This is a genomic window from Streptomyces sp. NPDC093064 (genome assembly GCF_044754605.1).
In the GTDB taxonomy this organism is placed as follows: domain Bacteria; phylum Actinomycetota; class Actinomycetes; order Streptomycetales; family Streptomycetaceae; genus Streptomyces.
The window spans coordinates 38,408-64,520 of the sequence record NZ_JBIVPK010000025.1 but is presented as its reverse complement, the minus strand read 5'-3'; the positions used below and the strand labels follow the sequence as shown (position 1 = coordinate 64,520).

25 protein-coding genes are annotated in these 26,113 nt (G+C 71.2%); 17 read left to right on the top strand and 8 right to left on the bottom strand.

The genetic code is table 11. From position 1 onward, the window contains the following. The first annotated feature begins 160 nt into the window (after positions 1–160). Complete coding sequence (locus ACIQFZ_RS26580) at positions 161–2,671, top strand: MMPL family transporter (RefSeq protein ID WP_402692312.1); 2,511 nt, start codon at positions 161–163, stop codon at positions 2,669–2,671. A gap of 107 nt (positions 2,672–2,778) precedes the next feature. Here ACIQFZ_RS26580 and ACIQFZ_RS26575 read toward each other — a convergent pair whose 3' ends face one another. The 3 genes from ACIQFZ_RS26575 to ACIQFZ_RS26565 all read right to left on the bottom strand — a co-directional run bounded on the left by ACIQFZ_RS26575 (position 2,779) and on the right by ACIQFZ_RS26565 (position 4,304). Next, positions 2,779–2,925 (bottom strand): hypothetical protein, encoded by a 147-nt coding sequence (locus ACIQFZ_RS26575; protein ID WP_402692311.1) that lies wholly within the window; start codon positions 2,923–2,925, stop codon positions 2,779–2,781. Positions 2,926–2,985: 60 nt separating this feature from the next. Beyond that, the gene (locus ACIQFZ_RS26570) at positions 2,986–3,510 is read right to left on the bottom strand and encodes a Tn3 family transposase (protein WP_402692310.1); all 525 of its coding nucleotides are present in this window, start codon (positions 3,508–3,510) and stop codon (positions 2,986–2,988) included. 65 nt (positions 3,511–3,575) lie between these two features. After that, a complete protein-coding gene (locus ACIQFZ_RS26565) occupies positions 3,576–4,304 on the bottom strand; it encodes a lysophospholipid acyltransferase family protein (protein WP_365431697.1) in 729 nt (242 codons plus the stop codon). A gap of 316 nt (positions 4,305–4,620) precedes the next feature. Between ACIQFZ_RS26565 and ACIQFZ_RS26560 the strand changes: the two genes are divergently transcribed. From ACIQFZ_RS26560 to ACIQFZ_RS26540, 5 genes are all read left to right on the top strand, one after another. Then, positions 4,621–4,971, top strand: coding sequence for a thioredoxin family protein (locus ACIQFZ_RS26560; RefSeq protein ID WP_365431703.1), 351 nt, complete (start codon positions 4,621–4,623; stop codon positions 4,969–4,971). 208 nt (positions 4,972–5,179) lie between these two features. Then, the gene (locus tag ACIQFZ_RS26555; RefSeq protein ID WP_365431700.1) at positions 5,180–5,698 is read left to right on the top strand and encodes a flavin reductase family protein; all 519 of its coding nucleotides are present in this window, start codon (positions 5,180–5,182) and stop codon (positions 5,696–5,698) included. Positions 5,699–5,917: 219 nt separating this feature from the next. Beyond that, positions 5,918–6,712, top strand: coding sequence for an electron transfer flavoprotein subunit beta/FixA family protein (locus tag ACIQFZ_RS26550; protein ID WP_402692309.1), 795 nt, complete (start codon positions 5,918–5,920; stop codon positions 6,710–6,712). A 52-nt stretch (positions 6,713–6,764) separates the two neighbouring features. Beyond that, positions 6,765–7,727 carry an electron transfer flavoprotein subunit alpha/FixB family protein gene (locus tag ACIQFZ_RS26545; protein ID WP_402692308.1) on the top strand — a complete coding sequence of 321 codons (963 nt, stop codon included), beginning with the start codon at positions 6,765–6,767 and terminating at the stop codon, positions 7,725–7,727. Positions 7,728–7,963: 236 nt separating this feature from the next. Further along, positions 7,964–9,268, top strand: a complete 1,305-nt coding sequence (locus ACIQFZ_RS26540) for a DUF6986 family protein (RefSeq protein ID WP_365434570.1) — start codon at positions 7,964–7,966, stop codon at positions 9,266–9,268. A 315-nt stretch (positions 9,269–9,583) separates the two neighbouring features. On the opposite strand, the gene ACIQFZ_RS26535 is transcribed toward ACIQFZ_RS26540, so the two are convergent. Beyond that, positions 9,584–10,654 carry a LacI family DNA-binding transcriptional regulator gene (locus ACIQFZ_RS26535; RefSeq protein WP_402692307.1) on the bottom strand — a complete coding sequence of 357 codons (1,071 nt, stop codon included), beginning with the start codon at positions 10,652–10,654 and terminating at the stop codon, positions 9,584–9,586. A gap of 225 nt (positions 10,655–10,879) precedes the next feature. Between ACIQFZ_RS26535 and ACIQFZ_RS26530 the strand changes: the two genes are divergently transcribed. Then, positions 10,880–11,833 carry an ROK family protein gene (locus ACIQFZ_RS26530; protein WP_376654564.1) on the top strand — a complete coding sequence of 318 codons (954 nt, stop codon included), beginning with the start codon at positions 10,880–10,882 and terminating at the stop codon, positions 11,831–11,833. Positions 11,834–11,893: 60 nt separating this feature from the next. Next, entirely contained in the window at positions 11,894–12,481 is a 588-nt protein-coding gene (locus ACIQFZ_RS26525; protein ID WP_402692306.1) for a hypothetical protein, read from the top strand. Positions 12,482–12,547: 66 nt separating this feature from the next. Here the strand turns inward: ACIQFZ_RS26525 and ACIQFZ_RS26520 are convergent, their stop codons facing one another. Beyond that, positions 12,548–14,608 (bottom strand): NPCBM/NEW2 domain-containing protein, encoded by a 2,061-nt coding sequence (locus ACIQFZ_RS26520; protein ID WP_402692305.1) that lies wholly within the window; start codon positions 14,606–14,608, stop codon positions 12,548–12,550. Positions 14,609–14,818: 210 nt separating this feature from the next. Between ACIQFZ_RS26520 and ACIQFZ_RS26515 the strand changes: the two genes are divergently transcribed. From ACIQFZ_RS26515 to ACIQFZ_RS26495, 5 genes are all read left to right on the top strand, one after another. Next, positions 14,819–16,144, top strand: a complete 1,326-nt coding sequence (locus ACIQFZ_RS26515; protein ID WP_383061944.1) for an ABC transporter substrate-binding protein — start codon at positions 14,819–14,821, stop codon at positions 16,142–16,144. A 19-nt stretch (positions 16,145–16,163) separates the two neighbouring features. Then, positions 16,164–17,078, top strand: coding sequence for a carbohydrate ABC transporter permease (locus ACIQFZ_RS26510; protein ID WP_402692304.1), 915 nt, complete (start codon positions 16,164–16,166; stop codon positions 17,076–17,078). Next, entirely contained in the window at positions 17,075–17,998 is a 924-nt protein-coding gene (locus tag ACIQFZ_RS26505) for a carbohydrate ABC transporter permease (protein ID WP_402692303.1), read from the top strand. Before ACIQFZ_RS26510 ends, ACIQFZ_RS26505 begins: the two co-directional genes overlap by 4 nt. A 68-nt stretch (positions 17,999–18,066) precedes the next feature. Next, positions 18,067–18,264 (top strand): hypothetical protein, encoded by a 198-nt coding sequence (locus ACIQFZ_RS26500; RefSeq protein WP_376654569.1) that lies wholly within the window; start codon positions 18,067–18,069, stop codon positions 18,262–18,264. Positions 18,265–18,404: 140 nt separating this feature from the next. After that, positions 18,405–19,445 (top strand): NUDIX domain-containing protein, encoded by a 1,041-nt coding sequence (locus ACIQFZ_RS26495; RefSeq protein WP_402692302.1) that lies wholly within the window; start codon positions 18,405–18,407, stop codon positions 19,443–19,445. Positions 19,446–19,637: 192 nt separating this feature from the next. On the opposite strand, the gene ACIQFZ_RS26490 is transcribed toward ACIQFZ_RS26495, so the two are convergent. Further along, positions 19,638–20,993, bottom strand: coding sequence for a dipeptidase (locus tag ACIQFZ_RS26490; RefSeq protein ID WP_376653409.1), 1,356 nt, complete (start codon positions 20,991–20,993; stop codon positions 19,638–19,640). Positions 20,994–21,209: 216 nt separating this feature from the next. Here ACIQFZ_RS26490 and ACIQFZ_RS26485 point away from each other — a divergent pair, with 216 nt between their 5' ends. Continuing rightward, the gene (locus ACIQFZ_RS26485; RefSeq protein WP_365777384.1) at positions 21,210–22,454 is read left to right on the top strand and encodes a geranylgeranyl reductase family protein; all 1,245 of its coding nucleotides are present in this window, start codon (positions 21,210–21,212) and stop codon (positions 22,452–22,454) included. On the opposite strand, the gene ACIQFZ_RS26480 is transcribed toward ACIQFZ_RS26485, so the two are convergent. Next, positions 22,444–22,860, bottom strand: a complete 417-nt coding sequence (locus ACIQFZ_RS26480; RefSeq protein WP_365421589.1) for a nitroreductase family deazaflavin-dependent oxidoreductase — start codon at positions 22,858–22,860, stop codon at positions 22,444–22,446. The two genes, ACIQFZ_RS26485 and ACIQFZ_RS26480, sit on opposite strands and share 11 nt — an antisense overlap. 196 nt (positions 22,861–23,056) lie before the next feature. Here ACIQFZ_RS26480 and ACIQFZ_RS26475 point away from each other — a divergent pair, with 196 nt between their 5' ends. The 3 genes from ACIQFZ_RS26475 to ACIQFZ_RS26465 all read left to right on the top strand — a co-directional run bounded on the left by ACIQFZ_RS26475 (position 23,057) and on the right by ACIQFZ_RS26465 (position 25,832). After that, positions 23,057–23,746, top strand: a complete 690-nt coding sequence (locus tag ACIQFZ_RS26475) for a TetR/AcrR family transcriptional regulator (protein WP_365421564.1) — start codon at positions 23,057–23,059, stop codon at positions 23,744–23,746. A gap of 191 nt (positions 23,747–23,937) precedes the next feature. Next, the gene (locus tag ACIQFZ_RS26470; protein WP_402692301.1) at positions 23,938–25,170 is read left to right on the top strand and encodes a sensor histidine kinase; all 1,233 of its coding nucleotides are present in this window, start codon (positions 23,938–23,940) and stop codon (positions 25,168–25,170) included. Continuing rightward, positions 25,167–25,832 carry a response regulator gene (locus ACIQFZ_RS26465; RefSeq protein ID WP_383060582.1) on the top strand — a complete coding sequence of 222 codons (666 nt, stop codon included), beginning with the start codon at positions 25,167–25,169 and terminating at the stop codon, positions 25,830–25,832. Before ACIQFZ_RS26470 ends, ACIQFZ_RS26465 begins: the two co-directional genes overlap by 4 nt. On the opposite strand, the gene ACIQFZ_RS26460 is transcribed toward ACIQFZ_RS26465, so the two are convergent. Beyond that, positions 25,793–26,077 (bottom strand): DUF6332 family protein, encoded by a 285-nt coding sequence (locus ACIQFZ_RS26460; RefSeq protein WP_365777380.1) that lies wholly within the window; start codon positions 26,075–26,077, stop codon positions 25,793–25,795. The genes ACIQFZ_RS26465 and ACIQFZ_RS26460 overlap by 40 nt on opposite strands. Positions 26,078–26,113 lie beyond the last annotated feature (36 nt).

The following is a 26,113-nucleotide window of genomic DNA, read 5'->3' as shown; positions in this document are numbered from 1 at the left end:
CTCCGCCTCGGGCACTGCGCCATCTCGCGCCAATCTACCCCGTGCCCGGGGCGCCGAGGGGGCCGTGTTAGCTTGACACCCGACTTAGCGACACCCCTGTCGCTAAGGTCTGTCCGTGCTTCCGGTCGAAGGCTCCCTGATGCAACCGATGTACTCCCGCATGCTCCGATGTCTCCTGGGATCAAGAAAACGTGCCGCCGTGGTGGTGGTGTTCTGGGTATTGATCGCGGGCCTCCTCGCCGGGGCCGCTCCCGCTCTGGAATCCGTCGAGGACAACGCCTCCGCCAACCTTCCGCCCGCCGCTTCGGATTCCATGAAGGCCCGCGACCTCGTCCGCGCGCAGTTTCCGGGCCAGGAAGCGACGCCGGCGATCATCGTGGTGCACGGTAAGGGCGCCGATGCCGCGGCGAACGCCGGGGAAGCCGTCACCCGCATCACCTCGGTCCTCTCGGAAACCGCCCGGCCCCACCATGTGGCGAGCGTGATCTCCACGGTGACCGCTCCCGACGCCGCGGCCGAATTGGTCTCGCAGGACCGCGGCGCCCAGCTGGTCATCGTGCCCATGACCGGAAGCCCCTCGGACAAGTCCTTCCAGAACGCTGTCGACAAGGTCCGTGCCCTCGCAGCCGACCGTGCAGGTCCCACCGAAGTCGCCGTGACCGGCCCCGCCGGGATCGCCACCGACACCGTGAAGGTCTTCAGCGGCGGCGACAAGGTCATGCTCCTGGCCACCATTCTGCTCGTCCTCGTCATCCTCCTGGCCATCCACCGCTCACCCCTGATGGCCCTGGTACCTCTCCTCGCCGTCGGCGTGGCCATGCGCGTGGCGGAGACGACCGGCGCGCTCCTCGCGGACGCCGGAATCATCACGGTCAGTTCCCAGACCGCCTCGATCATGACCGTGCTGCTGTTCGGAGTGGGCACGGACTACGCGCTGATCATCACCGCCCGCTACCGCGAGGCGCTCCTCGACGAGGCGGACCGTCCGCGCGCGATGCAGACCGCGGTGAGCCGGACGGCCGAATCCGTCCTCGCCAGCGCCTCCACCATCGTGCTCGCTATGTTCGCCCTGCTCGTGGCCGTCTCCCCGGCACTGCACGGCTTCGGGCCCTACCTCGCTCTCGGCGTGGCCGTCATGGCGCTGGTGGCGTTCACCTTCATCCCCGCCCTGGTCCTGCTGCTGGGCGGGAGCGTCTTCTGGCCGGGGGGCGTGGCCAAAGCCGCCGAACGAAGCCGCGGCACGGGCATCTGGCACCGCATTGCCGCTCTCGTCGCCCGGGCCCCGGTCCGGGTGGTCACGGCCGTGGTCGCGCTGCTCGTGGTGATGAGTGCCGGGTTGCTCGGCTACCACGAGAGCTTCAACACGCTCAGCGGCTTCCGTGCCGCCACCGAGTCGGAGCGCGGGCAGCACCTCATCCAGGAGGAGTTCGGCCCGGGTGAGATCGCGCCCAGCACCGTCGTCGTCCAGTCCCGGGTCGACCTGCGCTCCAGTACCGCGCCCGCCGACATCGCCGCCGCGCTCGCCGGCGTCGACGACGTCAGTCGGGTCGGACAGCACCCCCGCTTCGGAGACGACGGCAGGACGGTCTTCTACGACGTCGTCCTCGACCTCGACCCGTACAGTTCCAAGGCGCTCGATGCCATCAGTCCGCTCAAGGAGACCGCGCAGGCCGCGGCCGACGCCGCCGGCGTGAAGGACGCCACGGTGCTCGTCGCGGGAGAGACGGCGCAGAACGCCGAAATCCGCTCCGCGCTCGACCGCGACACGACCTTCCTCGTGCTCCTGGTCCTGGCCATCGTCACAGCGGTCCTGATCCTCCTGCTGCGCTCGCTCCTCGCGCCGCTCTACCTGGTGGCAACGCTCCTCCTGTCCTTCCTGGCCACCTTGGGCGCCACCACCTTCTTCACCGTCACCGTCCTCGGTGACGAAGGCATCGGCAACCGCGTCACCGCATACATCTTCGTCTTCCTCGTCGCACTCGGCGTCGACTACAACATCTTCATCATGAGCCGGTTCAAGCAGGAGCTGCGCACCCTGCCTCCGGCCAAGGCCATCAGCGCCGCCCTCACGCGTACCGGCGGCGTCGTCTCCTCCGCGGGCCTCATCCTTGCGGCGACCTTCGCGGTCCTGATGACCCAACCGATCCGCGAACTGTTCCAGTTCGGCTTCGCCATGGCCTTCGGCATCCTGCTGGACACCTTCCTTATCCGGCCGCTCCTGGTCCCCGCCATCGTCCGCCTTCTCGGTGACCACGCCCTGTGGCCCGCACGCCCCCGCCACAAGACACCTCCCGCACGCGCCGTCGCCCCGCCCGCCGGCGGAACCGCAATCCCGACAGGGCGCCTGCTGCGCGCCTTCACCTGGATCGCCGTCATCGAGGCATGCACCTGGGCCGGCCTGCTGATCGGGATGTACTTCAAGTACATCCCGAAGACCACCGAACTCGGCGTACGGATCTTCGGAACACTCCACGGAGCCGCCTTCATCGCCTATGTACTCCTGACCGTCCTGGTGGCGATCCGGCTGAAGTGGCGGCTGGGCCGGACGGCGCTCTTCGCCCTGCTGGCCGCCATACCGCCGTTCATGACCGTGGCATTCGAGATGTGGGCCCGCCATACCGGTCGGCTCACCGAGCCGACCCCGGCCCCGCGCCCCACTCCCTCCCCATAGCCGAGTGCCCGCATACAGCCCCCGGCGCCGCACGGCGCCGGGGGCGCACTGGCCGACTTCCCCGCCCCTTCCCGAAGGGGGCCAGGGCAGCGGCGGCGTACGGATCTTCAGGATGCCGACCCTGCCGCACCCTCCGCCGCCGGTTCGGGAGTCTGCGTATCGGGCGCGGTGCGGAGGCCGGGCACCATGGACGCCGCGGCGGCGAGGTCGAGGTGGGAGTCTATGTCCAGCTCGAACCGGCCGTAGGGGTTCACGTGGGTCCAGAACAGCGGGGACAGGGCCCGCCGGTCGGCGTCGGTGAGCCGCTTTTGCCACTACTCCTTGCTCAGGATGTCCTGAAGGAGCAGGGTGTTGACGTGCACCAGCGCGGACTGGAGCAGGTGCAGGGCGAGCATGGACACCTCCTGGGACTCTTTGTGGGAGCCGGTCAGGTCGCCGTCCTTGCCGTAGAACAGATCGTGGTTGGCGGAGTTCCAGTTCTCCACGACTTGTAGCCCGTCGTTGATCTCGCGGCGCAGGTCCGCGTCGGCGAGGTAGTCACAGATGAACGCTGTACGCACCGCCCGGCCCAGCTCCTCGATCGCCCGGTACGTCGGGTGCTTGGGCCCGCCGCGGGTGAAGCGGCGCAGGACCTGCTCGGCCTCGGCGGTGCCCAGGCGCAGGGCGGTGGTGTACTTCACGATCCGGTCGTACTGCTGGCGGATCAGGTCCCAGTCGATCGTCTTGGTCGACAGCCCCGGCGCCAGGTTCGGCCACTTCTCGTCCTCCCCGGCCGCCAGCCGGTACAGACGGGCTGAGCTGGCGTTCTTCAGCCTGGGGAGCAGGTTGAAGCCGAGCATGTGGACGGGACCAGGAGCGGCCGCCCTGGCACCAGGACTCACTCCCGCTCAGCTTCTAGGAACGGTCAGTGCGCCCCGGCCGTGCGGAGCTGGTCCGGGGTCGGGGCCGTGCCGCCGAGGTGGGCGGGCATCCACCAGGTGTCGTCGGTGGACCGGGGGCGGACCGGGTAGGCGCGCTGGGCGGCCTCCAGGAGCTCCTGGACACGTTCGCGCAGCCGGCGGGTGATGGCGCCGGCGTACTGCTCCCGGGAGGCCTCCATGGCCTCGCCCACCCGGATCGTGATCGGGAAGTGGCTGCGCTTGAAGTTGCGCGGGTGGCCCTTGGTCCACAGCCGCTGCGTGCCCCAGACGGCCGTCGGGATCAGGGGAACGCCCGCCTCCTGGGCGAGGCGCACCGCGCCCGACTTGAAGCTCTTCAGCGTGAACGACTCCGAGATCGTGGCCTCCGGGAACACCCCGACCACCTCGCCGGACCTCAGCGAGTCCAGCGCTCGCGCGTACGCAGCCTCACCGTTGGCGCGGTCCACCGGGATGTGCTTCATGCCGCGCATCAGGGGGCCGGAGATCCGGTGCCGGAAGACCGACTCCTTGGCCATGAAACGCACCAGGCGCTTCTGCGGGAGCGCCGCGAGCCCGTTGAAGACGAAGTCCAGATAGCTGATGTGATTGCTCACCAGCACGGCGCCGCCCGAGCGCGGGATGTTCTCCGATCCCCGGCAGTCGATCTTGAGGTCCCACGCCTTGAACATCGTGCGGGCGAGACCGATGACGGGGCGGTAGACGAGCTCTGCCATGAGCGGGACGGACCCTTCTGTCTGCCAGGGAAGGGGATCCCGGCGGAAGTTACGCTGCCGTAGGTTTACGGCCTGTCGCAGATCGTGCCCCAAGAACGGTCCGGGAGCCAGTCCACGTGCCCGTCCAAGGCGAGATCCTCGTCACGTCACCCGTGAGATTCCGCCCGACGGCCCACAGGGGCCACACCGCGTCCGCGGACCGCCGGCCGCGGCCACCGCTCGGCGAACCCGTCCCGGGCGCCGGGAATCTCCGCGCTTCCGGGCGCGCTGAACCGGTTGGCGCGCACGGGCGCGTTCGTGAAGGTACGGCGGCGGTATACGGCGGAACAGGAGAGCGGGCGTGCGGGGATGCGACGAGGGCAGGCGGCTCGGGGCGGCCGAACTCGGTGAGGGCCTCGGCGCGCGGGCCACGCTGGTTCAGTTCTCCAGCGCGTTCTGCGCTCCCTGCCGGGCGACCCGGCGAGTCCTCGGCGAGGTGGCCGGGATGGTCCCCGGGGTGGCGCACGTCGAGGTCGATGCCGAGGCCCGGCTCGACCTCGTGCGCGAACTCGGGATCCTCAGTACGCCGACCGTGCTCGTCCTCGACGCGGACGGCCGCGTGGTACGGCGGGCCGCCGGACAGCCGCGCAAGGCGGACGTCATCGCGGCCCTGGGGGAGGCGCTGTGAGGTCCCTGTCCATGACGGCGGGACAGCTCCCACATCCCGGGACGTACTTGACCGGGTACGCCAACTATCGTGAGCCTGACTGCATGCCCTCGGAACTCCTTCTTCTCGGGCGGCCCCGCGTCGACCCAGCCCGCCCCACGAGCGCGCGCCGCCCGGACTGTTGAGCAGCCACGGTTCCCGCTCGTCCGACCAGCAGAAGGGGAGCTCCATGACGGCCACTTCCGATCTGGGCGCCTCCGCCACCGTCCAGCTCGCCTCCCCTCATCTGCTGCGCTCCGTCTTCCGGCGGCACGCGGCGGGCGTCGCGGTCATCACCGCCCGGGGCGACGCCGGTCCGGTCGGATTCACCGCCACCTCCCTCACCTCCGTCTCCGCCGAGCCGCCGTTGCTCTCCTTCGGCGTCGGCACCGGCGGCTCCAGCTGGCCGGCCATAGCTGCGACCGACCACGTCGGTGTCCACATACTCGGGGAGCACCAGGAGGAACTGGCCGCCACCTTCGCGCGCAGCGGTGCCGACCGCTTCGGAGCGCAGACGGCGTGGCGCGAGGGTCCCGAGGGGGTGCCCGTCCTCGACGGCGTGCTCGCCTGGATGGTGTGCCGGGTCGTCACGCGGGTGCCCGCCGGGGACCACCGCATCGTGCTGGCCGAGGTCGTCCTGGGCGACCCCACGGGCGCCGGCCGTCCGCTCCTCTATCACCAGGGCCGCTTCAGCGCGCTGCGTGATTGATCACCTCGGCTCTCTCCTGCGAAGCCGTCGGGTTCCGGTTACGCTGCGTTGCGAAGGTCACAGTTCAAAGCGCTTGCTCAGCGGGCATGAACTGGGTGTACTGACGAGTAATATTCCGCTCGGAGCGCGCGGTCGCCCTGACCGGGATCGGCCGCTTCAGGCGCCTATGCTGCCTGCAGGAAGGCAGCCCAGAGAAGACGATGCAGTAGGAGAGCCGGCGTGAGCTTGAGGATCGTTGTCACTGTGAAGTACGTGCCCGACGCCACTGGCGACCGGCACTTCGCCGAGGATCTGACCGTCGACCGGGACGACGTGGACGGTCTGCTCTCCGAGCTGGACGAGTACGCGGTCGAGCAGGCCCTGCAGATCGCCGAGAACTACGACGGGGACGGCGACGCCGAGGTCACCGTTCTGACGGTGGGTCCGGAGGACGCCAAGGACGCGCTGCGCAAGGCGCTTTCGATGGGCGCGGACAAGGCGGTCCACGTCGAGGACGACGACCTGCACGGCACGGACGCCATCGGCACCTCGCTGGTGCTGGCCAAGGCGGTCGAGAAGGCCGGTTACGACCTGGTGATCTCCGGCATGGCCTCCACCGACGGCTCCATGGGTGTGGTCCCGGCGCTGCTGGCCGAGCGCCTGGGCGTGCCGCAGGTCACGCTGCTGGCCGAGGTCGCGGTCGAAGGCGGCGTGGTCAAGGGCCGCCGCGACGGTGACACGGCCTCCGAGCAGCTCGAGGCGTCCCTCCCGGCCGTCGTGTCGGTCACCGACCAGTCGGGCGAGGCCCGTTACCCGTCCTTCAAGGGCATCATGGCGGCCAAGAAGAAGCCGGTTCAGTCCTGGGACCTGTCCGACCTGGACATCGACGAGGACGAGGTCGGCCTGGACAACGCCTGGACGGCCGTGGACTCCGCGGCGGAGCGCCCGGCCCGCACCGCCGGCACGATCGTCAAGGACGAGGGCGAGGGCGGCAGGCAGCTCGCCGAGTTCCTCGCGAGCCAGAAGTTCATCTAAGGCCCGCCCCCCGTCGACCGCCCCCCTTCGCAAGCAGGAGAGAAGAAGTCCCATGGCTGAAGTCCTCGTCTACGTCGACCACGTGGACGGTGCCGTCCGCAAGCCGACCCTGGAGCTGCTGACCCTGGCCCGCCGCATCGGCGAGCCGGTCGCCGTCGCCCTCGGCGCGGGCGCCGCGGACACCGCCGCCACGCTCGCCGAGCACGGCGCGGTGAAGGTACTCACCCACGACGCGTCCGAGTACGCCGACTACCTGGTCGTGCCGAAGGTGGACGCCCTGCAGGCCGCCGTCGAGGCCGTCTCCCCGGCCGCCGTCCTCGTCCCCTCCTCCGCGGAGGGCAAGGAGATCGCCGCCCGCCTGGCGCTGCGCATCGGTTCCGGCATCATCACCGACGCCGTCGACCTGGAGGCCGGCGACGAGGGTCCGGTGGCCACCCAGTCGGTGTTCGCCGCCTCGTACAGCACCAAGTCCCGTGTCTCCAAGGGCGCCCCGGTCATCACGGTCAAGCCGAACTCGGCCGCCGTCGAGGCCGCCCCGGCCGCCGGTACGGTCGAGGCGCTGAACGTCACGTTCTCCGCCCAGGCCACCGGCACCAAGGTGACCGCGCGCACGCCGCGTGAGTCGACGGGCCGTCCGGAGCTGACCGAGGCCGCGATCGTGGTCTCCGGCGGCCGTGGCGTCAACGGCGCGGAGAACTTCTCGATCATCGAGGCGCTCGCCGACTCCCTCGGCGCGGCCGTCGGCGCCTCGCGCGCCGCCGTCGACGCCGGCTGGTACCCGCACACCAGCCAGGTCGGCCAGACCGGCAAGTCGGTCTCGCCGCAGCTGTACATCGCCAACGGCATCTCCGGCGCGATCCAGCACCGCGCCGGCATGCAGACCTCGAAGACGATCGTCGCGGTCAACAAGGACCCCGAGGCCCCGATCTTCGACCTGGTCGACTACGGCGTGGTCGGCGACCTGTTCGAGGTCGTCCCCCAGCTCACCGAGGAGATCAAGGCCCGCAAGGGCTGAGCCTCAGACGCCGACCGAGGCCCCCGTGCCCCGCCCTCTCCGGGTGGGACGCGGGGGCCTCGGCTCGTCCTGGGGGCACGCCCCCTGAGCTTCGGCAGGTGATCCCCTCCTCCCGCGCGCCAGGATGAAGGCGTGGGCGGTCGCGCGAAAGACGGTGTTGACCCACGGGAAGATCCACGGATAACTTCGTACTGCGGATTATTAATTCCGTGTGGCGGAAAACAGGAGGGTGTGGGATGGGTCAGGGCCAGCAGGAGAACGTGGCGACGAGCCTCGCGGGCGCCGTCAGCGAGGAGATCAGTGCCTCCCTCGCGCCGGTCGACGCCGAACTGGAGCGCCTCTACCCGGGCGACCCCGGTACCCGCCAGCCCGTGCACACCGTCTACGTGCCCGGCGACGTCTTCGACGCCGGCACCATCCGCTCCTGGGGTGACCAGGCGCTCGCCGCGCTCGACGAACACGCCCCGGACGCGGCCTCCTTCGCCGCCGTCCTCGGCCTGAGTGACGAGCTGGCCGCTCCCGTGTACGACCGCGTCCGCGCCAAGCTGGAGCGGGAGCCCATCGAGGACCTGCGGATCGACTTCGAGGACGGCTACGGTCCCCGCCCGGACGCGGAGGAGGACGAGGCGGCCGCCCGCGCGGCCAGGCTGGTCGCCGAGGCGTACGGGAACGGGACGGCCGCCCCGTACATGGGCATCCGCATGAAGTGCCTGGAGGCGGCGGTCCGCGACCGGGGCATCCGCACCCTCGACATCTTCCTCACCGGCCTGATGGCGGCCGGCGGCCTGCCCGACGGGCTCGTCCTCACCCTGCCGAAGGTGACCTATCCCGAGCAGGTCACGGCCATGGCCCGGCTGCTCGAGGCCTTCGAGAAGGCCCATGGACTGGCGCCCGGCCGCCTCGGCTTCGAGCTCCAGATCGAGACCAGCCAGTCCATCCTGGCGGCCGACGGCACCGCCACCGTCGCCCGGATGATCCAGGCCGCCGAGGGCCGCGCGACCGGACTGCACTACGGCACCTTCGACTACAGTGCCTGCCTCGGTGTCTCCGCCGCCTACCAGGCCAGCGACCACCCGGCCGCCGACTACGCCAAGGCCGTGATGCAGGTCGCCGCGGCCGGCACGGGCGTACGCGTCTCGGACGGCTCCACCAACGTCCTGCCCGTCGGCCCGACCGAGAAGGTGCACGACGCCTGGCGGCTGCACTTCGGCCTCACCCGCCGTGCCCTGGCCCGCGCCTACTACCAGGGCTGGGACATGCACCCCGGCCACATCCCCACCCGGTACGCGGCCGTGTTCGCCTTCTACCGCGAGGGCTTCGAGCAGGCGGCGGCCCGCCTGGCCCGCTACGTCAGCCGCGCCGGCGGCGACGTCATGGACGAGCCCGCCACCGCCAAGGCGCTCAGCGGCTACCTGCTGCGCGGCCTGGACTGCGGCGCCCTCGACTCCGCCGAGGTCGCCCAGCTCACCGGCCTGAACCGTGCCGACCTGGAGTCCTTCTCCGCCCCGCGCCGCGGCGACCTGACCGCCTCGGCGCAGTAGCGGGGGAGCACCGGCAGGGGCGTGACCGCGGGGCCCTGACCCCCGCGGTCACGCCTCCGCGTTGCTTCCGCGCCGCCCCTGGCCCCCGCCCCGATCATCCGCATGCTCCACCTGGCGCGGGTGTCCAGTCGCGTGTCCCACCCGCCCCGCGCGCGACGGCGGCGGGTCCGGCCGTGCCGCGCGCAGAGTCGCTGGGGTGCCGGGAGAAGCGGGTGCCGGGACGCGTCCGGCCGGGGCGGTGGGCGGGTCTCGGTCAGGGCGTGCGGGTGGGGCGGCGCGGTGCGGTTCGCCGGTCGCGGGGTGGGCGGCGGCCGTTCAGTCCGACGGTGGCAGTTCGCCCGAGCCGCGGGTGACCAGGCGGGTCGGGAGCTCGATGCGTTCCGGGGCGAGGAGGCTGCCGTCCAACTGGCGGAAGAGGCGTTCGGCGGCCGTCCGGCCGAGGGCCGCCGCGTCCTGGGCGACGACGGTGACGCCCGGCTGGAGCAGATCGGCCAGTTCGAAGTCGTCGAAGCCGACAAGGGCGACCCGGCGCGTCTGCTCGGCCAGCACGCGGATCACGGTGACGGTCACCCGGTTGTTGCCCGTGAAGACCGCGGTGACCGGATCGGGGCCGGACAGCATCGTCTCGGCGGCTCGGCGCACCCGCTCCGGGTCCGTGACGCCCAGCGACATCCAGGAGTCCTCGACCGGTATGCCCGCGCCCTCCATCGCCGCCCGGTAGCCGCGCAGTCGTTCGGCGGCCGTGTGGATGCGGGGCATGTCGCCGATGAAGCCGATCCGGCGGTGGCCGTGGGCGATCAGGTGGGCGACGCCGTCGCGGGCGCCGCCGAAGTTGTCCGACAGTACGACGTCGGCCTCGATGCTCCCGGCCGGACGGTCCACGAACACGGTCGCGACGCCCGCCTTGATCTCCGGCTCCAGATACCGGTGGTCGTCACCGGCCGGGATCACTACCAGCCCGTCCACCCGCCGTGCGCACAGTGCCAGCGCCAGTTCCTGCTCGCGCTCCGGGTCCTCCGCGCTGGAGCCGTTGATGAGCAGGGCGCCGTGGGCGCGGGCGACCTCCTCCACCGCGCGGCTCAGCGGCCCGTAGAACGGGTCGGCGAGGTCTTCCAGGACCAGTCCCACGCTCGCGGTGCGGCCCTTGCGCAGTACCCGCGCGCTGTCGTTGCGGCGGAAGCCGAGGGCCGCGATGGCGTCTTGGACGCGCCGCCCCGTGTCCGGCGTGACCCCGGGCTCGCCGTTGACCACGCGGGAGACGGTCTTCAAACCGACGCCCGCGCGTGCCGCCACGTCCTTCATGGTCGGACGGCTGCCGTAGCGATTCCCGGAGGCGCGGTTCGGGCGGTCTGCGGGGCGGTCTGCTCGACGGGCGGTCTCGGGCACGGTGCGGCGTCCTGTCCTGTCGTCCACGGGGACGAGTCGCGTCCACAGGGATGCGTCGGTCCATGGGTTCGTATGAGGATGTGGCGTCGAGCATAGAACCTGGACAACGTTGTCATATGCACGAGAGACTGTCCATCGCATACTCCGGACTGCGCGCCCCCACAGCGATGCCGGACTGCGCCCACCTCTTGGTTTTCTCATGGTTGACGGGGAGATCTGACTCTGATGCACACCGACCTCGTGGCTGCGCTGGACATCGGCGGCACCAAGATCGCCGGAGCGCTGGTGGACGGCCGCGGCGGCATCCTGGTGCGCGCGCAGCGCCCGACGCCCGCGCAGGAGGACGGGGACACCGTGATGCGGGCCGTGGAGGGGGTGCTCGGGGAACTGGGCGCGTCGCCGCTGTGGGGGCGTGCCACGGCCCTGGGTATCGGCAGCGCGGGCCCGGTGGACGCCTCCGCGGGCACGGTCAGCCCGGTCAATGTGCCCGGCTGGCGCGGCTACCCGCTGGTCGAGCGGGCCCGCGCCGCGGCCGGCGGTCTGCCCGTGGAGCTGATCGGCGACGGTGTGGCGATCACGGCGGCCGAGCACTGGCAGGGTGCCGCCCGGGGACACGACAACGCGCTGTGCATGGTCGTCTCCACCGGCGTCGGCGGCGGCCTGGTCCTGGACGGGCGGCTGCATCCCGGCCCGACCGGCAACTCCGGACACATCGGCCACATCAGCGTCGACCTCGACGGCGACCCGTGCCCGTGCGGTTCGCGGGGCTGCGTGGAGCGCATCGCGAGCGGCCCGAACATCGCCCGCCGGGCTCTGGACCACGGCTGGCGCCCGGGCCCCGACGGCGACACCTCGGCGGCCGCGGTGGCCGCCGCCGCCCGCGCCGGGGACCCGGTCGCCGTGGCCTCCTTCGCCCGCGCCGCCCGCGCTCTGGCCGCGGGTATCGCCGCCACCGCGACCCTGGTCGAGATCGACATCGCGGTGATCGGCGGGGGAGTGGCCAAGGCGGGGGACGTGCTCCTCGCCCCACTGCGCCGGGCCCTGGCCGACTACGCCACCCTCTCCTTCGTGCGGCGTCTGACGGTCGCCCCGGCCCAGATGGGCACGGATGCCGGACTGGTGGGAGCGGCGGCGGCAGCACTCGCGGCGCGAACGGGCGTGACGGCCGCCGGGGTCTGAAACGGCGGCCGCGGTCCATGATGTGGGCCGTGCACGTCGGAAGCCGGAGGGGGACTTGTGGTGGCACAGCAGAGTACGGCCGGGGGCGGAAACGCCTTGGCCCTCTTCCTGATGGTGTGGGGAATCATGGCCGTCGTGTTCGGCGGCGGACTGGCTTTCGACTATCGCGGGGTGACACGGGAGAGATTCCGGTTGAACGGCCGGCCGTGGCGGGCGAAAACGCCCCGCGACTTTGCGCTCGTCCGGACGATCGGTGGAGCCTTCGCCCTGATCGGCGCCGGGGTGCTCGTCCAAGGCGCGCTGATGCTCGAACCGAGCTCCGGGGTGGAGTGGCAGAAGCTCCCGCGCATCGGCCTGCCGACCTGCGTCGTGACGACATCCGTGGTCGTGCTCAGCATGGTCCTGCAGTGGCGGGCGAACCCGAGCCTGCTGCGGACGGCCTGGTCGGCCGGGGTCACCCAGCGCATCGCGTTGGTGGCGGTCACCGTTTCGCCGCCGCTGTTCGTCGTGTGCTGGTGGGCGCTGGGGCCGGGCCCGCTCAGCGTGGTGCCGGGGCTGGTGGCCGTCGCCGCCTCGCTGGTGCTCTTCCTGGGGCGGAAGCGGCCGGACGCGCACGAGGACCCGCTGGGTGACCTCGGCCCCCTCTGAGAGCCGGACGCGTGCGAGGAGGCGTCCCCGGCGCGGCTTTCCCCGGGGAACGCCTCCTCGGCCGGCTCAGCACATCAGGCGGGCGTCCGCCCAGTCCGCGTGGTCGGAGTCGATGCCGTCGCCGCCGTCCGTGACGACGAGGCGGACCACCTGCGCGCCGGTCACGTCGGCCGACAGCGGCTGGGCGCCCATCGCGTTGGTGAGGACCCCGGTGGCGGCGGCCTTCCTGCCGTCCGCCCAGATCTCGAACGCGACCGTGCCCTTGCCGTTCTTCTCGTCGTCGACGCCGACGTCCGCGGTGACCGTCCGGCAGGTCCCGCCGGTGTAGAACTCGACGGCGCTCTCCGCGTGGACGCCGAGTCCCTTGGCGTACACCACCTTGCCGAGGGTGATCGGGTGGCCGTCGCGGGCGGCGCTCTCGCCGTTGCTGGTGTCGCGTTCCACCGGGCCGTAGCCGTTGGTGGCCGAGAGCCAGGGAAGGTCACTGAGGTACGAGGTCCCGGCGGGCGGCCGCACCACCACGCCGGCGGCGAAGGCCAGGGCGCTGTCGGCGCGGGCGCCGCCGGGGGAGCGGTGACTCGCCCGGAGCGTCAGGTCGTACGACCCCGTCGGTGTTCCGGCCGGTGCGGTGACCGTCCAGCGGGTGCTCAGCGCCTTGCCCGTCGGTACCGAGTCGGCGTGGGTCGCGGACTCGGGCCGTACCGTCCAGCCCTCGGGGCCGGTCAGGGACACGGAGACCTGCGTGGCCGGCGTACGGCCCAGGTCGGTGACGGTCGTGGTCAGTGTCGCCGGCTTGCCCGCCTCCAGCAACGGGGCGCCGTCCAGGCCGAGTTCGACGGCGGGCGGGTTCACGGCCCAGCGGCGGTCGGGGAAGACCCGGACCAGGACGGTGCCGTGGGCCGGAACGGTCGCCGAGATCGTGCCCGCGGTGTTGTAGGAGCGGTGCCGCCACAGATCGCGCAGGGTGTAGGCGGCCGCGTCGGGCAGGCCCACGGCCTGCGCGGTGGTGGCGATGCGCTGCGGGCTGCCGGTCTCGTTGAACAGGGCGACGGCGCGGCTGCCGTCCTCCATCTCCTTGACCACGACCCAGCGGCCGCCCTCGGAGGAGAGGACGGCGCCCTGCTTGCCCAGCGGGTCCTGGTCGACGGCGATGACCTCCTTGTTGGCCAGGATGTCGAAGGTCGCATCGGAGGCCTTGCGCAGGTCCGAGCCGATGAGGAGGGGCGCGGCCATCACGGACCACATCGAGAAGTGGGTGCGGTACTCGGTGTCCGTCATGCCGCCGTTGCCGACCTCCAGCATGTCGGGGTCGTTCCAGTGGCCCGGACCGGCGTACGGGGCGAGCGGCAGGTTCTGCTTCAGGATCGACAGCATCGAGCCCCAGCTGTCGCTGATGTCACCGGTCGTGCGCCACAGGTGCCCGAGGTCGGATGCCCATTCCCAGGGCTTGTTCTGGCCCCATTCGCAGAGGCTGTAGACGATGGGCCGGCCGGTCGCCTCCAGCGCGTCCCGCATGGTGGTGTACCGCAGCCTGGCGTCCACGCCCTGGTTGTTGCAGTTGTCGTACTTGAGGTAGTCCACGCCCCAGTCGGCGAACTGCTGGGCGTCGCTGTACTCGTGGCCGAGCGCGCCGGGGAATCCGGCGCTGTTGCACGTCTTGGTACCGGCGCTGGTGTAGATGCCCAGTTTGAGTCCCTTGGAGTGCACGTAGTCCGCGACAGCCTTGATGCCGTTCGGGAACCGGACCGGGTCGGGCACGAGCTTGCCGTTCGCGTCGCGGGCGGGCAGGGCCCAGCAGTCGTCGAGGTTGACGTACTGGTACCCGGCCTCCTTCAGGCCCTTGGCGACGAAGAGGTCGGCGATGCCCTTGACCATGGACTCGTCGAACTCGGCCCGGCAGTGCGTGGAGTTCCAGTTGTTGAAGCCCATCGGAGGGGTGAGGGCGAGCCCGTCGGCCCGCGTGGGCGTGACGGAGTCCCGAGCGGGGGCCGCGGCGGTGGGCGCGGTGGGCGCGTCGACGGCTGGGACGGCGACGGCTGGGACGGCGAGTCCCGCGGTGCACAGCAGTCCTGCGGCCAGAGCCCCGACCACTGTGCGGCGGGCGGTGCGCGTGTGCGGGTGACGCATAAGAACGCTCCTCCGAACTCGCGAAAGATGGGATGACATCATGTCCGCGTCATCGGTGCGCGGTTATGGTAGGAGCTGTCGGACTCTGTTGGAAGAGAAGCGGTAACGGTTGTTGGACATCCCGTCAGGCCCCTTGACTCCATAGCCGGTTGGCGGTGAGATCCAACCCTCTCGTTCGGTTGTGTTGGGTGACACCCCGAGGAGGGGGACATGGCGCAGTCATCGTTCAACCGGCTCGTCCCGCCGACAGATGAAGCAGGACATCCGATCTCCCGGCGCAGTGTTCTGCGGGGTGCGGCCGTCGGAGCGGGCGCGGTCACGCTTCCCGCCCTGCTGTCCGCCTGCGGCTCCGGCCCCGGCGGAGGCAAGAACGAGGTCAGCGTCGGGTCGAACGCCTCGGACGCGGTGCCGAAGAAGGCGTACGCGGCGGCGTTCGATGCCTACCGGAAGCAGTCCGGCAAGAAGGTCAAGGTCAACACCAAGGACCACAACGACTTCCAGGAGAACATCAACCGGTATCTCCAGGGCCGGCCCGACGACGTCTTCATGTGGTTCGCTGGGTACCGCATGCAGTACTTCGCGGAGAAGGGGCTGCTGACCGACATCAGCGACGTGTGGTCGTCCTTCTCCGGGTTCTCCGACGCCCTCAAGGCGCAGTCGACCCACGACGGTCGGCAGTTCTTCGTGCCGTACTACTACTATCCGTGGGCCGTCTTCCACCGTAAGAGCCTGTTCCAGCAGAAGGGCTACCAACAGCCCAAGACCTGGGACGAGTTCATCGCGCTGGCCAAGCAGATGTCCAAGGACGGCACCCCGGTCGCCTTCAGCGACAAGGACGGCTGGCCCGCCATGGGCACCTTCGACTACATCAATCTGCGCCTGAACGGATACGACTTCCACAAGTCCCTGATGGCGGGCCAGGAAGCGTGGACCGACAACCGGGTGAAGAAGGTCTTCGACACCTGGCGCGAACTCATGCCGTACTACCAGAAGGGCGCCCTCGGCCGGACCTGGGAGGAGGCCGGGCAGAGCCTTCAGCAGCGCAAGACGGGCATGGCGGTCTTCGGCATGCCGCACCCCGGCAGCCAGTTCCCGGAGAACGAGCGTGACGACATCGACTTCTTCGCGTTCCCCGAGATCGACCCGCAGTACGGCCAGGACGCCGTGGAGGCGCCCATCGACGGCTTCCTCGTAGCGAAGAAGTCCAAGAACGTCGCCGCCGCCAAGGACCTGCTCAAGTGGCTCGGCACACCGAAGGCCGAGGACATCTACCTCCAGTACGACCCGAACAACGTGGCCGTCAACTCCGGCGCCGACACCTCCAAGTACAGCGCCCTGCAGAAGAAGTCCGCCGAACTCGTCTCCGGCGCCCGGCAGATCTCGCAGTTCCTGGACCGCGACACCCGCCCCGACTTCGCCTCCACCGTGATGATCCAGGCGATCCAGGACTTCATCGGCAACCCGAAGGACGTCGACGGGCTGTGCAACAGCGTCGAACGGCAGAAGAAGACCATCTTCTCGCAGCCCGTCGGCTGATCACTGGGGGACATCTTCCGTGGCGCTCACCTCCCCGCGGCGCGCCGGACGGCCACGGCTGCACCGGTTCACCCGCCGCGACCTCGCCGTCCTCGTCGTGCTGCTCGGCCTACCGGTGCTGCTCGACGTCGCCATCGTCTGGGGTCCGACGCTGGCCTCCATCGGCCTGTCCTTCACCTCCTGGGACGGCATCGGGGACATCCACTGGGCCGGCGGTGAGAACTACCGGAACCTCGCGGAGAACTACCCGCCGTTCTGGCCCGCGGTCCGCCACAACGTCCTCTGGTTGCTCTTCCTCGGACTGATCGCGACGCCGTTCGGGCTGTTCCTGGCCGTACTGATCGACCGGGGGGTCCGCTTCAGCCGCTTCTACCAGTCCGTGCTCTACCTGCCGGTGGTGCTCTCGCTGGCCATCGTCGGCTTCATCGCCCAACTGCTGCTGGGCACCGACCAGGGCGCGGTCAACACCCTCCTCGGCAACCACACCGACCCCATCGACTGGCTCGGCGACTCCCACCTCAACATCTGGATGATGATGATCGCGGCGAGCTGGCGACACGTCGGCTACGTCATGATCCTCTACCTGGCCGGGCTGAAGTCCGTCGATCCGGTGCTGAAGGAGGCGGCGGCGATCGACGGGGCGAACGAACGCCAGACGTTCTTCAGCGTGGTCCTGCCGACCCTGCGCCCGGTGAACGTCGTCGTCGGCGTCATCACGGTCATCGAGGCGCTGCGCGCCTTCGACATCGTCTACGCGGTCAACAAGGGCCGCAACGGCCTGGAACTGCTGTCGGTGCTGATCACCGACAACATCATCGGCGAGGCGAGCCGCATCGGCTTCGGCTCCGCCGTCGCCGTGGTCCTGCTCACCGTGTCCCTGGGGTGCATCGTGACGTTCCTGGTCCAAGAGCTGCGAGGGGCCCGCGACCGATGACGGCAGACATCCGCACCACCGCGCCCGTACACCGCCCGGCGCCGGCGTCCGCACGGCCGGCGGGGCACCGGCGGCGGGGCCGCTGGGGCGTGCAGATCTTCCTGGCGGCGGTGTCGCTGGCGTTCGTCGCGCCGCTGCTGCTCGCCGTCTACGCCTCCCTGCGCCCGTACCAGGACACGGCGCAGAACGGCTACTTCTCCTGGCCCAGCCATCTGTCCTTCGCGTACTACCGCCAGGCCTACACCGAGTCCGGCATGGGCAGGTACTTCGCCAACACGCTGATCATCGCGGTGCCCGCGGTGATCGTCACGCTGTTCCTGTCGGCGTTCGTGGCGTTCGCGGTCTCACGGCTGAGACTGCGCGGCGGCCTCGTCCTGCTGATGTTCTTCACGGCGGGCAACCTGCTTCCGCAGCAGGTGATCGTCACGCCCCTCTACGTCCTGTTCAACAGGATCCCGTTTCCGTGGTGGATGTCCGACTCACTGACGTTGTACGACTCGTACTGGGCCGTCATCGTCGTCAACATCGGCTTCCAGCTGGGCTTCTGCGTCTTCGTCCTGGCCAACTTCATGCGCACGCTGCCCCAGGAGATCCTGGAGGCGGCGATCGTCGACGGCGCCGGCGTGTGGACCCGGTTCTGGCGCATCACGCTGCCGCTGTGCCGCCCGGCCCTCGCGGCCCTGGCCACCCTCGAGTTCACCTGGGTCTACAACGACTTCCTCTGGGCCCTGATCTTCATCTCCGACCCCGGCAAGCTCCCGATCACCTCCTCCCTGAACAACCTGCGCGGACAGTTTTTTACCGACTACAACCTGCTCGCGGCCGGATCGGTCCTGGTGGCCCTTCCGACGATCCTGGTCTTCCTGCTCCTGCAACGCCACTTCATCGCGGGCCTGACGCTGGGGTCGACGAAGGGGTGAGTGCTCCTGAGTGCTCCCGTCGGGCGCACGAGCGTGACCCGCGGGCGGTCGGCGCAGTTGAACCGAGCATGAAGAAGCGCAGCATGCTCGCCCTCGCGTCCCTGGCCACCGGATTCGTCGTGGCCGCCATCACTCCGTCGCACGCCGTCGACCGCGACGGGCTCGGTGATCGGAGCGTGAAGGACATCGTGGGCACCGTCGACCAGGTCGTCGGTCAGGAAGGCCTCACCACGGACGACGACGCGCCCGGGCATCACCGCGGCTGACGCCCGTCGGTCCGGCGCGGCGCCGGCGCCCCCGTCGCGGGGGTGCCGGCGCCGTCCTGTGGGCAGCCCTCAACTGGGGCTGGTTTCCGTGGCAGGGTGGAGCGGGCAAGCCACAGGGGGCCGACAGCAGAGGGGGACCCGTGATCGTCTGGATCAACGGCGCTTTCGGTGCGGGGAAGACGACCACCGCACGGGAACTGATCGAACTGATCCCGAACAGTACGCTCTTCGACCCCGAGGTCATCGGCGGTGCGCTGACGTATCTGCTGCCGCCCAAACACCTCGCCGAGGTCGGCGACTACCAGGATCTGCCGATCTGGCGGCGCATGGTGATCGACACGGCGGCCGCGATGCTCGCCGAACTGGGCGGAACCCTCGTGGTGCCCATGACCCTGCTGCGCCAGGAGCACCGCGACGAGATCTTCGGCGGGCTCGCCGCCCGCCGTATCGCCGTGCGGCACATCCTCCTGGCCCCGGCCGAAACGATCCTGCGGGAGCGGATAGCCCATCGGGAGGTCCCTCCCGACCTGCCCGACGGCGAGATACGCGTCCGCCAGTGGTCCTACGACCACATCGAGCCCTACCGGGCTGCCATGGCCTCCTGGCTCACCGCAGATGCCCACCCCGTCGACACCAGCGCCCTCACCCCGCACGAGACGGCCGTCCGCATCGTCGAGGCCGTCAGCAGCGGTGCCGTGCCCGTCTGCGACATCGTGCAGACCCCGGAGCCCACTGCCGAGACCGTCGCCTCCGGGGTGCTCCTGTTCGACGAACGGGACCGCGTGCTGCTCGTCGACCCCACCTACAAGCCCGGCTGGGAGTTCCCCGGCGGTGTCGTCGAACCCGGCGAGGCCCCGGCCCGTGCGGGGATGCGCGAGGTCGCCGAGGAGACGGGGATACGGCTGGACGACGTGCCCCGGCTGCTCGTCGTCGACTGGGAGTCGCCCGCGCCCCCCGCCTTCGGCGGTCTGCGCTTCCTCTTCGACGGCGGCCGGCTGGACTCCGCGGCGGCCGAGCGCCTTCTGTTGCCCGGACCCGAGCTGCGCGCCTGCCGCTTCGTCACCGAGCGGGAGGCCGCCGACCTGCTCCCACCCGTCCGCTACGCCCGGCTGCGCCGGGCACTGCGGGCCCGCGAGCGCGGCAGGGCGGCGTACTTGGAGGCCGGCGTCCCGGTCGACTGACCGGCCGCCGGCCACAGCGGGGCCCTGCCGGGCGCTCGGACAAGTCCGGCTTGTCTTCGGCGGTTCGGGGGTGTCCTCGGTGCGTCTGGCGTGTCCCCGTCGGCTCGGGCGCGTCTGCCGTCCGCCGTTCCGTACAGGGCCCCCGCTGCGAAGCGAGGGCCCTGTGCTGCCGGGGGCTGTGTGGGTGTTCGTTCAGTCGGTCGCGTAGTTGCGCAGGAACAGGGCCTCCGCCACCGACAGGCGCTCCAGCTCCTCGGGGGAGACGCTCTCGTTCAGGGCGTGGATCTGCGCCTCCGGCTCGCTCAGGCCGATCAGCAGGATCTCGGCCTGCGGGTAGAGCGCGGCGAGGGTGTTGCACAGCGGGATGGAGCCGCCCTGACCGGCGTACTGCATGTCCTGACCGGGGTAGGCGACCGCCATCGCGTCGGCCATCGCCCGGTAGGCCGGGCTGGTGGTGTCGGCGCGGAAGGCCTGGCCCTGGCCGATCTGCTCGGTGCTCACCCGGGCGCCCCACGGCGTGTGGGCCTCCAGGTGGGCCTGGAGCAGCTTGGTCGCCTCGCCCGCGTCGACGCCCGGTGGCACCCGCAGGCTGACCAGGGCGCGGGCGCCGGCCTGCACGGACGGGGTGGCGCCGACGACCGGCGGGCAGTCGATGCCGAGCACGGTGACGGCCGGGCGGGCCCAGATACGGTCGGCGACCGTGCCGGAGCCGATCAGCTCCACGCCCTCCAGCACCTTGGCGTCCTTGCGGAACTGCTCCTCCTCGTAGGCCAGGCCGTCCCAGACGGAGTCGCCGGACAGGCCGTCGACGGTCGTCGAGCCGTCCTCGGCGCGCAGCGAGTCCAGCACACGGATCAGCGCCGCGAGCGCGTCCGGGGCGGCACCGCCGAACTGGCCGGAGTGCAGGTTGCCTTCGAGGGTGTCGACCTGGATGCGGACCAGGGTCATGCCGCGCAGGGTGCTGGTGACGGTGGGCAGACCGACGCGGAAGTTGCCGGTGTCGCCGATCACGATGGTGTCGGCCGCCAGGAGTTCGGGGTGCTCCTCGGCGTAGCGCTCCAGGCCGCCGGTGCCCTGCTCCTCGGAGCCTTCGGCAATCACCTTGACGTTGACCGGGACGCCGCCGTCGGCCTTCAGGGCACGCAGCGCGAGCAGGTGCATGATGAGGCCGCCCTTGCAGTCGGCGGCGCCGCGCCCGTACCAGCGGCCGTCGCGCTCGGTCAGCTCGAAGGGCGGGCTGGTCCAGCCGGCCTCGTCCAGCGGCGGCTGCACGTCGTAGTGGGCGTAGAGCAGGACCGTCTTCGCGCCCTCAGGGCCGGGCAGGTAGCCGTAGACCGACTGGGTGCCGTCCGGGGTGTCGAGGAGCGCCACGTCCGTGAAGCCCTCGGCACGCAGCGCGTCGGCGATCCAGTTCGCGGCGCCCTCGCTCTCGCTCTTCGGGTACTGGTCGAAGTCCGCCACCGACTGGAAGGCCACCAGTTCGGCGAGTTCCGCCCGCGCCCTGGGCATGAGGGAGGCGACGGTCTCGACGACCGGATTCGACGACATGGGCACGCTCCTTGTAGGTGCGAAGGCGCACTCGTGAGTACCAGAGTGATACTTCCGAGCACTTCTGTATTCCGGATGATCGTGTCAGCGTAGGCGCGACCCGGTGTACGGGGTACGTACGCTGCTGATCCTCCCACAGCGGCGCACCGCCGGGGCCGCCGTAGGATGCGGGAGACAGCAGCGGCAGGCGGCTTGGATCGGGAGCGGTAGACCATCGTGAGCAGCGAGAACTCTTCGGCGGACGACGTGCAGCAGGTGTGGGACGTCGTCGTGGTGGGCGCGGGACCCGCGGGGGCCTCGGCCGCCTACGCGGCGGCGGTCGCGGGGCGGCGCGTGCTGTTGCTGGAGAAGGCGGAGCTGCCCCGGTACAAGACGTGCGGCGGCGGGATCATCGGCCCCTCGCGCGACTCGCTGCCGCCCGGCTTCGAGCTCCCGCTGAAGGACCGCGTGCACGCGGTGACCTTCTCCCACAACGGCCGCTTCACCCGCACCCGCCGCTCCAAGCAGATGCTGTTCGGGCTGATCAACCGGCCCGAGTTCGACCAGCAGTTGGTCGGGCACGCGCAGAAGGCGGGCGCCGAGCTGCGGACCGGCGCCGCGGTCTCCCGGGTCGAGCAGCACGGTTCGGCGGTGCCGGACCGGCGTACGGTCGCCGTGGTGCTCCAGGGCGGTGAGACGGTGCTCGCGCGCGCGGTGGTCGGCGCCGACGGCAGCGCCGGCCGGATAGGAGCCCATGTCGGGGTGAAGGTGGACCAGGTGGACCTCGGCCTGGAGGCGGAGATCCCGGTGCCCGAGACCGTCGCCGAGGACTGGCGCGGGCGGGTGCTCATCGACTGGGGCCCGATGCCCGGCAGTTACGGCTGGGTCTTCCCCAAGGCGGACACGCTGACCGTCGGGGTGATCTCGGCACGCGGCGAAGGCGCCGCCACCAAGCGGTACTTGGAGGACTTCATCGCCAGGCTGGGCCTGGCGGGGTTCGAACCGAGCATCTCCTCGGGGCATCTGACCCGCTGTCGGGCCGAGGACTCGCCGCTCTCGCGCGGGCGGGTGCTGGTGTGCGGGGACGCGGCCGGACTCCTCGAACCGTGGACGCGCGAGGGCATCTCCTTCGCGCTCAGGTCCGGTCGGCTCGCGGGGGAGTGGGCGGTGCGCGTCGCCGAGGCGCACGACGCGGTGGACACCCGGCGCCAGGCCCTGAACTACGCCTTCGCGATCAAGGCGGGACTGGGCGTGGAGATGGCCGTCGGCAAGCGGATGCTCGCGGTGTTCGAGCGCCGGCCGGGGATCTTCCACGCCGTCCTGACCGGCTTCCGGCCCGCCTGGAAGGCGTTCAAGGACATCACGCGGGGTTCGACCTCGCTCGGCGAGATCGTCCGCACCCACCCCATGGCCCATCGCGCCCTGACCGCGCTGGACCGGCGGCCGGCCCCGCCCGCCGCCGAGGACCCGGTCAGTTCCTGACCGTGATGCGGAAGACCGGGTGGTCGGGGGCGGACGCGGTGATCTCCTCGTCGGAGGACTTCGCCGTCACGCCCTTGAAGTACCCGTCGACCTGCCAGCCCCACCTCTCCAGGTAGGTGCGCAGGATCGGGAGCTTCTCGGCGTCGGGCAGCTCCACCGCGGTGAACTCGCGGACCTTCCGCCCGACGCGCAGTTCCCCGCCGCCCGCCGCGCGCATGTTGCGCACCCACTGGGAGTGGCCGCGCGCCGAGACGAGGTACTGCCCGCCCTCGTACGTGTGCGGGTTGACCGGAATGCGCTGCGGCTCGCCGCTCTTGCGACCGCGGACCGACAGCTGGGCCGAGCCGGCGAGGCTCAGCCCGTGGCGGGCCAGCCAGCCGATGACGCCGTTGAGACGGACGGCCATCGGGCTGCCCTTGAGGTAGTACGGCGACGAGGACGAAGACGACGAAGGCGACGAAGACGACGACACGATGACCCCCACGGGTTCGGGAGAGCAGTGCTCTCGCTTGATGAACAGTGTGGGGTGGATCGGTGATCCAAAGCAAGAGCACTGCTCTTTTTTGTGTGCAATGCTCTGAATTCATGGAACACTGGTCCGCATGAGCACCGCACAGGGAGCCCGCGCCCGGGCCAGGACGGAGATCAGCGCGGCGATCAAGGACGAGGCCCGCAGACAGCTCGCGGCCGAGGGCGCCGCGAAACTCTCGCTGCGCGCCGTGGCCCGCGAACTCGGCATGGTGTCCTCCGCGCTGTACCGGTACTTCCCGAGCCGTGACGACCTGCTGACCGCGCTCATCATCGACGCCTACGACTCCGTGGGCGAGGCCGCGGAGGCCGCGAACGCGGAAGCGTCCGGCGCCGAGCCCCTGGCGCGCTGGACCGCCGTGTGCGAGGCGGTGCGCGGCTGGGCGCTCGCACACCCGCACGAGTACGCCCTCATCTACGGCTCCCCCGTGCCCGGCTACACCGCCCCGAGGACGACCGTCCCGGCCGCGTCCCGCGTCGGACTGGTCCTGATCGGCATCTTGCGCGACGCCCACGAGCGGTACGGGCTGACCGCGCCACCGCTCCCCGCCGAGCTGCGGGGCGAGGCCGAGCGGATGACCGCGGACCTCGCGCCCGGCCTGCCGCCCGAGGTGGGGGCCGCGCTCGTCGCCGCGTGGGCGCAGCTCTTCGGGCTGGTCGGGTTCGAGCTGTTCGGGCAGTTCAACCGGGTGGTGGAGGACCGAGAGCCGTTCTTCCGGCACGCGGTGGTCCGGCTCGCACACGGGATCGGCCTGGTGACCTGACCGCCGCCGTGACCGGCCGCGCGTCCGAGAGGGCCCGCACTTCCCGGCACCTGCGAGGGCCCGCACTTTCCGGCACCTGCGAAGGCGCGTGCTCCCGGGCACCCGCGAGGGCGCGTACTCCCCGGGAAGTACGCGTGATCACCTCGTCCGGCTGACGCCCCCGGCGGCGTCGGCCGTCTAGCGTGGCGGTCATGACGGAGCAGCGCGTACGCCGAGGCGGCCCGCCGCAGTGGTGGCGGCACGGCCCCCCGTGGTGGCACCGCGCCGACGAGGAGGGGGCGCCCCGCCGCCACTGGCCCTGGTTCTCCACCGCGCTGTTCACCGCCTTCGCGCTCGTCGGCACACACTTCGCGGCCCGCAACCAGCACGGCCACCGGGAGCCCCTGGACGGCTACGGGCTCGCGCTGCTGCTCGTGACCTCGGGGCTGCTGCTGTGGCGCAAGCGGTATCCGGCGTTCGTGGTGTTCGGCACGGCGGCGACCACCCTCGTCTACTACGCCGCCGGATACCCGTACGGACCCGTCTTCCTGGCCGTCGCCGTCAGCTGCTTCAGCGCCGTCGTCGCCGGGCACCGCAGGGCCGCATGGGCATCGGTGGGCATGCTGTGGGCCGGGCACGCGCTGATCGCGCTCTGGCTGTACCGCCGGCTGCCGCCACCCGGGGCCACCGCCTCCTCCTGGGGGCAGGAACTGGCCATCGCCACCTGGGTGGTGGCCGTCGTGGCGGTCTCGGAGCTGGCCCGTGTGCGCCGCGAGCAGTGGGTCAAGGAACGCGCCGAGCGCGCCCAGGCCGCCCGGCGGCGGGCCGACGAGGAACGCCTGCGGATCGCCCGTGAACTGCACGACGTCCTCGCGCACAGCATCTCCGTCATCAACGTCCAGGCGGGCGTCGGCCTCGCCCTGCTCGACACCGACCCGGAGCAGGCGCGCACGGCGCTGACCACCATCAAGGCCGCCAGCAAGGAGGCGCTGGGGGAGGTCCGTCAGGTGCTCGACACCCTGCGCACCCCCGGCGACGCCCCGCGCACCCCCGCACCCGGCCTCGGCCGGCTGCCCGAACTGGTGGACCAGGCGGCGACCGCCGGCCTCACCGTCGAGGTCCAGGGGGCACCGCCCCGGCTGCCGCCCGGCACGGACCTCGCCGCCTTCCGCATCGTCCAGGAGGCGCTCACCAACGTCGTACGCCACTCGGGCTCGCGGCACGCGCGCGTCCGCCTCGACCACGACCGCCGCGCGCTGCGGCTGCGCATCGACGACGACGGGCCCGCGACCGGGGCGGACGCCGGCGGCAGCGGCAACGGCCTGGCGGGGATGCGTGAGCGCGCCGCCGCCCTGGGTGGCACCATCGACGCGGGAGCGCGCCCCGACGGCGGCTGGCGGGTGCTCGCCGTACTGCCCCTGACGACCGAGGAGGAGAACCGGTGATCCGGGTACTGCTGGCCGACGACCAGTCGCTGGTACGGGCCGGCTTCAAGGCACTGCTCGACGCCCAGCCGGACATCGACGTCGCCGGGGAGGCCGCGGACGGGGAGGAGGCCCTGCGCAAGGTGCGCGACCTGAGCCCCGACGTGGTGCTCATGGACATCCGCATGCCGCTGCTCGACGGACTGGCCGCGACCCGCCGCATCACCGGCGAGCCGGACCTGAAGGACGTCAAGGTGGTCATGCTCACCACCTTCGAACTCGACGAGTACGTCTTCGAGGCGATCCGCTCGGGCGCCTCCGGCTTCCTGGTCAAGGACACCGAACCCGACGAACTCCTGCGCGCGGTACGGGCAGTGGTCGGCGGCGACGCCCTGCTGTCGCCCGGCGTGACGCGCCGCCTGATCGCCGAGTTCGCCGCCCGCTCCAAGGAACCGGCGGCCGCCGACGCCCTCGCGCAGCTCACCGAACGCGAACGCGAGGTGATGGCCCTGGTCGGCATCGGCCTGTCCAACGAGGAGATCGCCCGCCGCCTGGTCGTCAGCCCCCTCACCGCCAAGACCCACGTCAGCCGCACCATGGTGAAACTCGGCGCCCGCGACCGCGCCCAACTGGTCGTCCTGGCCTACGAATCGGGCCTGGTACGACCGGGATGGCTGGGCTGAGACGCCTGCCGGAAACGCACCAGCACGCCGACGACCCGGACGGTGAAGACGACCGGCGCGAGCACCAGGCCGGCCCACAGGAGCACCGTGGAGACGACCCGCGGCAGATCGAACAGCAGCACCGGGCCGGCCACGGCCCCGCAGACCACCACCGCCGCGAACGCCGCGCTGCACAGCGCGTACCCGATCTCGACGGTCATCGCGTCCCGCTCGGCCTGACTCCGCCGTCCCCCGTGAGCCTTCATGCAGGGAGTCAAACAGCCGCGTGCCCGGCGGGCAAG